This window comes from Pseudomonas sp. PS01298 (assembly GCF_029959745.1).
GTDB classification, from domain to species: Bacteria; Pseudomonadota; Gammaproteobacteria; order Pseudomonadales; family Pseudomonadaceae; genus Aquipseudomonas; species Aquipseudomonas aylmerensis.
On sequence record NZ_JASCPP010000156.1, the window covers coordinates 1 to 10,846 of the forward strand.

At 63.1% G+C, this 10,846-nt stretch carries 7 protein-coding genes; 3 read left to right on the plus strand and 4 right to left on the minus strand.

The window, feature by feature from the left end; translation table 11 throughout:
• Positions 1 to 166 precede the first annotated feature (166 nt).
• Complete coding sequence (locus QMX97_RS29805; RefSeq protein ID WP_201144825.1) at positions 167 to 787, minus strand: LysE family translocator; 621 nt, start codon at positions 785 to 787, stop codon at positions 167 to 169.
• Positions 788 to 1,288: 501 nt separating this feature from the next.
• A complete protein-coding gene (locus QMX97_RS29810) occupies positions 1,289 to 2,854 on the minus strand; it encodes a PAS domain-containing methyl-accepting chemotaxis protein (protein ID WP_282398093.1) in 1,566 nt (521 codons plus the stop codon).
• Positions 2,855 to 3,017: 163 nt separating this feature from the next.
• On the opposite strand from QMX97_RS29810, the gene QMX97_RS29815 reads away from it, so the two are divergent.
• Entirely contained in the window at positions 3,018 to 5,216 is a 2,199-nt protein-coding gene (locus QMX97_RS29815) for an OsmC domain/YcaO domain-containing protein (protein ID WP_282398094.1), read from the plus strand.
• Positions 5,217 to 5,322: 106 nt separating this feature from the next.
• Here the strand turns inward: QMX97_RS29815 and QMX97_RS29820 are convergent, their stop codons facing one another.
• Complete coding sequence (locus tag QMX97_RS29820) at positions 5,323 to 6,489, minus strand: cystathionine gamma-synthase (RefSeq protein ID WP_120448767.1); 1,167 nt, start codon at positions 6,487 to 6,489, stop codon at positions 5,323 to 5,325.
• Positions 6,486 to 7,862, minus strand: coding sequence for a cystathionine beta-synthase (locus QMX97_RS29825; RefSeq protein ID WP_106803684.1), 1,377 nt, complete (start codon positions 7,860 to 7,862; stop codon positions 6,486 to 6,488). The genes QMX97_RS29820 and QMX97_RS29825 overlap by 4 nt, the downstream gene beginning before the upstream one ends.
• A 243-nt stretch (positions 7,863 to 8,105) precedes the next feature.
• On the opposite strand from QMX97_RS29825, the gene atzF reads away from it, so the two are divergent.
• Together atzF and QMX97_RS29835 are read left to right on the plus strand one after the other, a co-directional pair.
• Positions 8,106 to 9,902: an allophanate hydrolase gene (gene atzF / locus QMX97_RS29830; RefSeq protein ID WP_282398095.1), complete on the plus strand. Its 1,797-nt coding sequence runs from the start codon at positions 8,106 to 8,108 to the stop codon at positions 9,900 to 9,902.
• 2 nt (positions 9,903 to 9,904) lie between these two features.
• Positions 9,905 to 10,600, plus strand: a complete 696-nt coding sequence (locus QMX97_RS29835) for a GntR family transcriptional regulator (protein WP_282398096.1) — start codon at positions 9,905 to 9,907, stop codon at positions 10,598 to 10,600.
• Positions 10,601 to 10,846 lie beyond the last annotated feature (246 nt).

Below are 10,846 nucleotides of genomic sequence, written 5' to 3' on the forward strand. Positions count from 1 at the left end.
GCCCCAGCGAGGCCGCGAAGGCGGCGGCATTGCCAATGAATTTAGTGCCTGACCCACCGCTTTCGCGGCCTCGCCAGGGCTCGACGGCTCCCACAAGGGGGGGGCTTTGTCTCACCCGGAGCATTCAGTCATGTTGGCGTTGCGCGTGGCTGGGATAGCGAATGGCTCAGCGCCTGCTGAACGCCAGCCGCGCGGCAAACAACACGAAGATCACGCCGGTGGTGCGGTCCATCCACTGGATGACTTGCTCGCGGCGCAGAAAGCCGGACAGTTGCTGCGTGGCGCCGATCAGCACCAGCGACCATAGCAGCCCGAGCACCACGTGGATGCTCACCAGGCCGAATGTCCAGGCGATCAGCGAATGCCCTTGCGGAATGAATTGTGGCAGGAAGGACACGTAGAAAATTCCCACCTTGGGGTTCAGCACATTCCCCAGCATGCCCTTGATAAACCAGTTGCCGCCGGGTTTCGCTTCGGGCGAAGCCGGCGCCAGTGAGCGACGTGGACGCAGCAGCATGTTCAAGCCCAGCCAGGCCAGATAGGCAGCGCCACAGTACTTGAGCAGGTTGAATGCCACCTCGGACACCGCAATCAACGCGCCCAGGCCGAAGGCCACCGCCGCGCCCCACAGCAGGCAACCGGCGTTGATCCCCAGGGTGGCCTGCAGCGCCTGGCGTTTGCCTTCTACCGTGGCGGTCCGCAGCACCAGTGCGGTGTCGAGCCCGGGCGTGAGCGTCAGCAGGGTGGCGGCGAAGGTAAAGGCGATGAGGTTATCGGCAATGGACATGGCGAGGGGCTTCATGAGGGCGCGTGGGTGGACGTTACCTCAAGCAGGTCCAGGTCGCAAAGGCGTGGGTAGCTTATGGGGGATAGAGTTGCTGGGGTGGGGGGCTTGTCGAGTCGTTGCACTGCTCGAGTTGGGTTGGGCAGGGGCCCTAATCAAGCAGAATGTGCAATGTCAGGCGAGGGTATTGGGGCTGCTGCGCAGCCCAACGCGGGCGGTGCGACGATTCGACAAGCCCGCTCGCCACAGGGGGCGCCTTTGCCACAGGAGGGTCCTTTACCACAGAGGGCGCCTTTGCCACAGGAAGGTCCTTTGCCACAGGGGGCGCCTCTGCCACAGGAAGGTCCTTTGCCACAGGGGGCGCCTGTGCCGCAGGAAGGTCCTTTACCACAGAGGGAGCCTTTGCCATAGGAAGAACCTTTGCCATAGGAGGGGCCTTTGCCCAGGGCTTCCTATGTCACAGGAATGTCCTATGCCACAGGAAGCCCGCCCACCCCATCGCACTCAGCGGTTGAAGCGTTCAACCAAGGCGTATTGGGTGGACGCGGTATGGGTCAGTTCCTTGCTCAGGTCCGTGGATTGATGGGCTTGGATCGAGGTCTGGTCGGCCAGTTCGGCGATGGTGGTGATGTTGCGGCTGATCTCCTCGGCGACCGCGCTTTGTTCCTCGGTCGCGGCGGCGATCTGGGTGGTCATGTCGGTGATATGCGACACCGCTTCGCTGATGCCCACCAGTGCCTGGTCCGCTTCCAGCACCCAGGCCACGCCTTCCTCGGCCTGGCGCTGGCCGTGTTGCATGCTTTGCACGGCATTGTTGGAAGATGCCTGCAACTGAGTGATCAGCGCGTGGATCTGGGTGGTTGATTGCGTGGTGCGCTGGGCCAACTGGCGTACTTCGTCGGCCACCACCGCGAAGCCACGGCCCATGTCGCCGGCACGCGCGGCCTCGATCGCGGCGTTGAGCGCGAGCAGGTTGGTTTGGTCGGCGATGCCCTTGATCACATCCACCACGCTGCCGATTTCATCACTGTCCTTGGCCAACTGCGCCACGGTGACGCCCGTCTCGCCGACTACGGCAGACAGGCGCTCGATGGCTTCGCGGGTATCGCGTGCCACTTCGCGGCCACGCCCGGTCAGCACGTTGGCTTGCTGGGTGGCATCGGCGGTGCGTTGCACGTGGCTGGCGACTTCCTGGGTGGTCGCGGCCATCTGGTTGACGGCGGCCGAGACCTGCTCGGTTTCGACGCGTTGACGGTCCAGGCCGTTGGAACTGGCCGTGGCCAATCGATCGGATTGGCCGGCGAGGGCGCTGAGCTGTTCGGCGCTGTCCTGCAGGCGGGTCAGACACGTCTTCAGGCGTGCAGTCTGGCTGAGAAACGCGGTTTCCAAACGGGCTTGAGGCCCGCGTGCGTCACTGTACATCTGCGCGATCAAGGCATCCGAGGTCGACGGCTCGACACCCGCCAGCAGCCGCAAAGTGCTGCCCTGGCGAACGTGCGAGCACAGCACACCCACCGGCACTGCGACCGCCACGGCCACCGCGAGGGCCAGCGGTGCACTGAGGAACAACCCGGCAACACTGCCGGCAACGGCGGTCGCCACATAGGGCACGCAGCTCAAGGCCGCCGGCAGCCATGCATCCTGGCGCGGCACGCCTGGCTTGCCTTGGCTGATACGCCGGTACAGCGCCTCGGCGCGACGGATTTCATCGGCGCTGGGTTTGACCCGCACCGACTCGAAACCCACCACATTGGCACCTTCGAAGATGGGGGTGACATAGGCGTTGACCCAATAATGGTCGCCATTTTTCGCACGGTTCTTGACGATGCCCATCCAGGGCAGGCCTTGCTTGAGTGCGCTCCACATGTGCGCGAACACGGCGGGGGGGACATCGGGGTGACGCACGATGTTTTGCGGCGCGCCGATCAGGTCGGCGCGGTTGAATCCGCTGATGGCGACAAAGGCATCGTTGCAGTAAGTGATCACACCCCGGACATCGGTGGCGGAGATGAGTTTTTGCGAAGACGCGAGTGAAATCTCGCGTTGTGTAACAGGCTGGTTGTTGCGCATTCCGACTACTCCCTGGTTGCACTCAGTCCATCGGCGCCAACTGCCAAAAGGTTAATGCACATTCGACAATTCGCCAGCCACTGGTCAAAAGCCTGAAACTTCCCGGTGAAACACTTCATAATGGCGGCCATTTTTATATAGCCCGTTATTCTGGTGTGCCCGCATGGAAATCAAGGTCAACTTTCTCGACAATCTCCGACTTGAAGCCAAGTTCGATGATTTCACGGTCATTGCCGACCAGCCTATTCGCTACAAGGGCGATGGCTCGGCGCCCGGGCCTTTCGATTACTTCCTGGCGTCATCGGCGTTGTGCGCGGCGTACTTCGTGAAGTTGTATTGCCAGACGCGCAATATCCCCACTGACAATATTCGCCTGTCGCAGAACAACATCGTCGATCCGGAAAACCGCTATAACCAGATCTTCAAGATCCAGGTTGAATTACCCGCCGATATTTCCGACAAAGATCGCCAGGGCATCCTGCGTTCCATCGACCGTTGCACCGTGAAGAAAGTCGTGCAGGCCGGTCCCGAGTTTGTGATCGAGGAAGTCGACAACCTCGACGCCGACGCCCAGGCGTTGTTGATGCCTGGCGTGGGCACCGAAGCCGGCACCTATATCGCCGGCAAGGACCTGCCGCTGGAGCAGACCATCGCCAACATGTCGGCGATCCTCGCCGGCCTGGGGATGAAGATCGAGATCGCGTCGTGGCGCAATATCGTGCCCAACGTTTGGTCGCTGCATATCCGCGATGCGCATTCGCCGATGTGCTTCACCAATGGCAAGGGCGCGACCAAAGAGGGCGCACTGGCCTCGGCGCTGGGCGAATTCATCGAGCGGCTCAACTGCAACTTCTTCTACAACGATCAGTTCTGGGGTGAAGAGCTGGCCAACGCGCCATTCGTGCATTACCCGGACGAACGCTGGTTCCAGCCGGGTCGCAAGGATGAGCTGCCGAGCGAAATCCTCGATGCCTACTGCCTGAAGATCTACAACCGCGACGGCGAGTTGCGCGGCTCGCACCTTTACGACACCAACTCCGGCAATGAAGCACGTGGCATCGTTTCACTGCCCTTCGTGCGCCAGTCGGACGGCGAAGTGGTGTACTTCCCCTCCAACCTGATCGAAAACCTCTACCTCAGCAACGGCATGAGCGCCGGCAACACCCTGGCCGAAGCCCAGGTGCAGTGCCTGTCGGAGATCTTCGAGCGCGCGGTGAAACGCGAAATCATCGAAGGCGAATTCGCCCTGCCGGATGTGCCGGCCGAGGTGCTGGCGAAATACCCGAGCATCCTCGCCGGTATCCAGGGCCTGGAAGCCCAGGGCTTCCCCGTACTGGTCAAGGACGCGTCCCTGGGCGGTGAATTCCCGGTGATGTGCGTGACCCTGATGAACCCGCGCACCGGCGGCGTATTCGCCTCGTTCGGCGCACACCCGAGCCTGGAAGTCGCGCTGGAGCGCAGCCTCACCGAGCTGCTCCAGGGCCGAAGTTTCGAAGGCTTGAACGATCTGCCCCAGCCGACTTTCGAAGGCCACGCAGTGACCGAGCCGAACAACTTCGTCGAGCACTTCATCGATTCCAGCGGCGTGGTCTCGTGGCGCTTCTTCAGTGCCCAGTCGGACTACGAATTCGTCGAGTGGGACTTCTCCGGCCAGGGGGAAAACTCCAACGCCGAAGAAGCCGCGACGCTGTTCGGCATTCTGCAAGGTATGGGCAAAGAGTCCTACATGGCGGTGTACGAACACCTCGGCGCCACGGCCTGCCGCATCCTGGTGCCTGACTACTCGGAAATCTACCCGGTGGATGACCTGATCTGGGACAACACCAACAAGGCGCTGTTTTTCCGCGCCGATATCCTCAACCTGCACAGCCTCGACGACGAGGCGCTGCAGGCACTGGCCGAGCGCCTGGTGGAAAGCGAGTTGGACGACTACACCGACATCACCACCTTGATCGGCATCGAGTTCGACGACAACACCGCGTGGGGCCAACTGACCATCCTGGAGTTGAAGCTGCTGATCTACCTCGCCCTCAAGCAGTACGAAGAGGCCAAGGAGTGCGTGGAGATGTTCCTGCAGTACAACGACAACACCGTGGAACGCGGGCTGTTCTACCAGGCAGTGAACGCGGTGCTGGAGATGGAACTGGACGAAGACCTGGAGCTGGCGGACTACGAGGCCAACTTCCGCCGCATGTTTGGCAATGAGCGGATGGACGCGGTGATCGGCTCGGTCGAGGGCAGCGTGCGCTTCTACGGGCTGACGCCCACCAGCATGAAGCTGGAAGGGCTGGACCGGCATCTGCGCCTGATCGACAGCTACAAGAAACTGCACAGCGCACGGGCCAATGTAACGTCAAGCTGATGGACTTATGTGGGAGCTTGGCCGGCCATTGCATCACCGCGAAGCACTTGGTGCACCGCGGTGTCTGCATCGCCGGCCAAGCTCCCACAAAGGCCCGTTTCCTCGGTTAGATCTGCGCCAACGCCTGGGCCAGGTCGGCGCGCAAATCCTCCACATCCTCGACCCCCACCGACAACCGTACCAACCCATCGCCGATCCCCAACTGCGCGCGCGTGGCGGCGGGGATGCTGGCGTGGGTCATGATCGCCGGGTGCTCGATCAGGCTCTCCACCCCGCCGAGGCTTTCGGCCAGGGCGAAGATCTTGACGTTCTCCAGGAAGCGCGTGGCGCCGGCCAGGTCGCTGTTGAGGTCCACCGAGATCATCCCGCCAAACCCCCGCATCTGTTTGCGCGCCAGTTCATGCTGGGGGTGGGACGTGAGCCCCGGATAGTACACCCGCGCCACTTGCGGTTGCTGTTCCAGCCAGGTGGCGAGGTCGAGGGCGTTGCTGCAATGGCGTTCCATGCGCAGCGCCAGGGTTTTCACGCCGCGCAGGGTCAGGAAGGCGTCGAAGGGTCCGGCGATGGCGCCGACCGAGTTCTGCAGGAAGCCCAGGCGTTCGGCGAGCGCGGGGTTGTCGCCGACGATGGCGATGCCGCCGATCACGTCGGAGTGGCCATTGAGGTATTTGGTGGTGGAGTGCACCACCACATCAAAGCCCAGCTCCAGCGGGCGCTGGATCCAGGGGCTGGCGAAGGTGTTGTCGGCCACGCAGATGATGTCGCGGTCGCGGCAGATACGTGCGATGGCGCTGAGGTCGGTGAGGCTCAGCAGCGGGTTGCTCGGGGTTTCGACCCAGACCATGCGCGTGTCGTCCTGCAACGAGGCTTCGAAAGCCGACAGGTCACTCAGGTCGACAAAGCTGAAACGATGCCCGGCACTGCGTTGGCGCACTTTGTCGAATAAACGGAAGGTACCGCCGTACAAGTCATTGCCGGAGACGATATGAGCGCCGGCGTCGAGCAGTTCCAACACGGTGGAAATCGCCGCCAGCCCGGACGCAAAGGCAAACGCCTGGCTGCCGCCTTCGAGGTCGGCGACGCAGCGTTCCAGGGCAAAGCGCGTGGGGTTGTGGGAGCGGCCATAGTCGAAGCCCTTGTGTACGCCGGGGCTGTCTTGCAGGTAGGTGGAGTTGGCGTAGATCGGCGGCATCAGCGCGCCCGTAGTCGGGTCGGGTGATTGCCCGGCGTGGATCACACGGGTGGCAAATGCACTTTTATCGGGCTGACTCATACAAGGGATCTCCGCAGGTGGTTAAGCAGGTCGACGCGCGTGATCAGACCGTGGAAGCCCGAGGCGTCGGCGATTATTGCGACCAGGCCGCGATCCAGTTCCGCCTGCAGTTCGGCGAGGCTGGCGCTGGGGGCCAGGGTCTGCAGGTGATCGGTCATGGCGCTGGCGACGACCATGGAAAAATCTGCCGCGTCGTGATGCAGGCCGAGCAGGATGTCGGACTCGTCGATGACGCCGACCAGCGTCTGGCCGTCGACCAGTACCGGCAGTTGCGAGACATCCGCCAGGCGCATGCGCTGGAAGGCGGTGAGCAGGGTGTCGTCGGGGCTCACGCTGATCACGCGGCCATCTTCGAAGCGCCGCGCGATGAGGTCGCGCAGGTCGCCGTAGTGTTTGTATTGCAACAAGCCGGCGTCGTTCATCCACTGGTCGTTGTAGACCTTCGACAGGTAGCGCGTGCCGGTGTCGCACACAAAGGTCACCACGCGCTTGGGTTCGGTCTGTTCGCGGCAATAGCGCAGGGCGGCGGCGAGCAGGGTGCCGGTGGAGGAACCGCCGAGAATACCCTCGGCCTTGAGCAGTTGGCGCGCGTGGTCGAAGCTTTCTTCATCGCTGATGGAGTAGGCGTGGCGCACGCTGGAGAGGTCGGCAATCGAGGGGATGAAGTCTTCGCCGATGCCTTCCACGGCCCAGGAACCGGGAGTTTCCAGCTGGCCGCTGCGGCTGTATTCGGCCATCACCGAGCCCACCGGGTCGGCCAGGACCATTTCCAGTTCCGGTTGGACGCGCTTGAAGAAGCGGGTCAGGCCGGTGAGGGTGCCGGCCGAGCCGACGCCCACCACGATTGCGTCGACATCATGCTGGGTCTGCGCCCAGATTTCCGGCGCGGTGCTGGTTTCGTGGGCCAGGGGGTTGGCCGGGTTGTTGAACTGGTCGGCAAAGAATGAACCGGGAATATCCTTGGCCAGGCGCGCGGCCACGTCCTGGTAGTACTCGGGGTGGCCCTTGCCCACGTCGGAGCGGGTGATATGCACTTCGGCGCCCATGGCCTTGAGGTGCAGCACCTTTTCCGTGGACATCTTGTCGGGCACCACCAGCACCACCCGATAGCCCTTCGCCCGGCCGACCAACGCCAGGCCCAGGCCGGTGTTGCCGGCGGTGGCCTCGATAATGGTGCCGCCCTCGCGCAGGCGGCCGTCGCGCTCAGCGGCGTCGATCATGGCCAGGCCGATGCGGTCCTTGATGGAGCCGCCGGGATTCTGTGATTCAAGTTTGAGAAAGAGTGTGCAGGGGCCGGTATCGAAACGGCTGACCCGAACCAGCGGCGTATTGCCGATCAGCTCGAGGACGGCGGGGCGGGAAAGCGTGGGCATGTCTTCACCTGATTGCGAATGGGATGGACAGCAAAATGCACGGCATGGCTTGGAACATAGGCCGGTATCGGGCGGGTCGCAACCGCGCGGTCCGCTGAATGTCTTTTTTTGGCGCATGGGCGATGGGTGGGTGCGCTATCAGTGGGCAGGGTTTGAGTGCATGTCCGCGCATTCATTGGGTTTCGAGGTTGGCCTGGGGTTTGCTTCCACTTATCCAAACTTGGATACAAGATGGAGTTTCCCATGCACAACGCGTTTGGCTGGACCCTCGACGAGTGGCTTGACGGCTACCGTAGCGGCAGCATCACCCCGGATATTCTGCTGACCCTCGCCGCTGAGTACCCCGGCGATGACAACGCCTGGATCGCCCGTGCGACCCCGGTGCAGTTGACCGAACAACTGGCGCAGTTGAGCGCGCGCCTGGCGGCGGTGGACGGTGATGTCACCCAGCTGGCGCTGTATGGCGTGCCATTCGCAATCAAGGACAATATCGATGCGGCCGGCTGGGAGACCACGGCGGCCTGTCCCGAATTTGCCTACACGGCGGCGCAGGATGCATCTGTAGTCCAACGGCTGCGCGAAGCCGGCGCGATCCTGATGGGCAAGACCAACCTCGATCAGTTCGCCACGGGCCTGGTGGGCACACGCTCGCCCTACGGCGCGGTGGGCAATAGCTTTGACGCGGATTACGTCAGCGGAGGCTCCAGCTCAGGCTCGGCGTCGGTGGTGGCGCGTGGGCTGGTGGCGTTTTCCCTGGGCACCGACACCGCAGGCTCCGGGCGCGTGCCGGCGGGGTTCAACAATATCGTCGGGTTGAAACCGACCAAGGGCCGCCTGTCCAATACCGGGCTGGTGCCGGCGTGCCGCACCGTGGATTGCATCTCGGTGTTTGCGTTGACCGTCGAATGCGCCGAAAGCGTGATGCGCGTTGCTGAGGGCTACGATGCCAGCGACGCCTATTCGCGTGTGAACCCGCATACCGCACCGGTCGCGGTGGGGGCGGCGATCAAGCTGGCGATCCCGGCGAGCCTGGAGTTTTTTGGCGATACCCTCAACCAGGCGGTGTTTGAGCACGCGGTACAAGGCTTCAAGGCCCTGGGCGCGGTGATCACCCCGGTGGACTTCAGCGCGTTCAAGGCCCTTGCGGACCAGTTGTACTTCGGCCCGTGGGTCGCCGAGCGTACCGTTGCCCTGGAACGCATGCTGGAGCAGCAACCGGAGGCGATCAACCCGGTGGTGCGCGGCATTGTCGAGAGTGGTCGCCAGTACAGCGCGTGCGACGCCTACAAGGCTGAATACTTGCGGGCCGAGCTGAGCCGGCGCATCAACGACACGCTGGCGGGTTTCGACGCGTTGCTGGTGCCCACGTCGCCAACCCTTCGCACCCAGGCGGAAATGGCCCAGGAGCCGGTGCGCTACAACTCGCAATTTGGCTATTACACCAACTTCACTAACCTCGCCGACCTGTCGGCCCTGGCGCTCCCGGCGGGCCTGCGCAGCGATGGGTTGCCCAGCGGTATTACCTTGCTGGCACCGGCCTGGCACGACACGGCCTTGGCCCACCTGGGCAAACGCTGGCAGGCCAGCCTGGACCTGCCCTTGGGTGCCACCGAACGTTATTTGCCCGCGCCGGCCACCGCGCTGCAGGCGCCTGGCAGCGTGCGGGTGGCGGTGGTGGGCGCGCATCTGACCGGCATGCCGCTGAACGTGCAGCTGACCTCGCGTAACGCGGTGCTGGTGGAGCAAACCCTGACGGCCGACAACTATCGGCTCTATGCCCTGCCGGGCACTGTGCCGCCCAAGCCTGGGCTGGCCAGGGCAGACAGCGGCCGTGCGATTGTTGTCGAGCTGTGGGACCTGCCGATTGCGCGCTTCGGTGAATTCGTCGCCGAGATCCCGGCGCCCTTGGGAATCGGCAATCTGCTGCTGGCGGATGGGCGCAGCGTCAAAGGTTTTATCTGCGAGCCCTGGGCCTTGGCCGACGCCCTCGACATCACCGAGTTTGGCGGCTGGCGCGCCTTTATTGCGAGCCGGGGGTAGGCATGCAACTGGCGACGACGACAACCGCCAAGGCACGGCCGGACAGCCTGGCTGAACAGGTCTATGCGCAGCTCAAGGCGGATATTTTCGAGTTCCGCCTGCTGCCGGGCGATCGCTTCAGCGAAGGCGACGTGGCCATGCGCATGCAGGCCAGCCGTACCCCGGTGCGCCAGGCGCTTTATCGCCTGGAGAAGGAAGGGTACGTGCAGGTGTATTTTCGCAGCGGCTGGCAGGTCAAGCCGTTCGACTTCGCGTATTTCGAAGAGCTGTATGACGTGCGCATTGTGCTGGAACTGGCAGCGGTCAGCCGCTTGTGCGCGATGGACGAACCGAGCCCTGTATTGCAGGCCTTGCAGGCGACCTGGCAGGTAGAAGCCGGGGAGCGTCTGCAGGACACCCAGGCCGTCTCGGCGCTGGATGAGCGTTTTCATTGTGACCTGGTGCACGCCACGGGCAATGGCGAAATGGCGCGTATGCATTACGCCATCACGGAAAAAATCCGCATCATCCGCCGGCTCGACTTTACCCAGGCGTCACGCATTTCGGCGACGTACGAGGAGCACGGGCAAATCCTTTCGGCCATCCTGCAACGCCAGGCCGATCAGGCGCAGCACCTGCTCAAGCGCCATATTGAACTGAGTAAACAGGCCGTGCGCGAGATCACGCTGCACAGGTTGCATATGGCGAGGCAGGGTTGAGGTTCTGAATCAGGCTGAGCTGTTGTGGCAAGTGGGGGGGGTGGCAAGCAGGCTTTGTTGTGGCAAGCAGGCCTTTTTGTGGCAGGCAAGCTTTTTTGTGGCAGGCAAGCTTTTTTGTGGTGAGCGCGCTTGTTGTGGCGAGCGGGCTTGCCCCGCGTTGGGCTGCGAAGCAGCCCCAGTCCGCCAGATGCGGTGTGTCAGGCAATTCTCGGTGGATGGTTTTGGGGCTGCTGCACAGCCCAACGC

What these genes read in the sequence shown, in the direction of transcription:
- QMX97_RS29835 (WP_282398096.1), top strand. Translation starts at nt 9,905, where the DNA reads ATGCAACTGGCGACGACGACAACCGCCAAGGCACGGCCGGACAGCCTG.
- QMX97_RS29805 (WP_201144825.1), bottom strand. Translation starts at nt 787, where the DNA reads ATGTCCATTGCCGATAACCTCATCGCCTTTACCTTCGCCGCCACCCTG.
- atzF (WP_282398095.1), top strand. Translation starts at nt 8,106, where the DNA reads ATGCACAACGCGTTTGGCTGGACCCTCGACGAGTGGCTTGACGGCTAC.
- QMX97_RS29820 (WP_120448767.1), bottom strand. Translation starts at nt 6,489, where the DNA reads ATGAGTCAGCCCGATAAAAGTGCATTTGCCACCCGTGTGATCCACGCC.
- QMX97_RS29810 (WP_282398093.1), bottom strand. Translation starts at nt 2,854, where the DNA reads ATGCGCAACAACCAGCCTGTTACACAACGCGAGATTTCACTCGCGTCT.
- QMX97_RS29815 (WP_282398094.1), top strand. Translation starts at nt 3,018, where the DNA reads ATGGAAATCAAGGTCAACTTTCTCGACAATCTCCGACTTGAAGCCAAG.
- QMX97_RS29825 (WP_106803684.1), bottom strand. Translation starts at nt 7,862, where the DNA reads ATGCCCACGCTTTCCCGCCCCGCCGTCCTCGAGCTGATCGGCAATACG.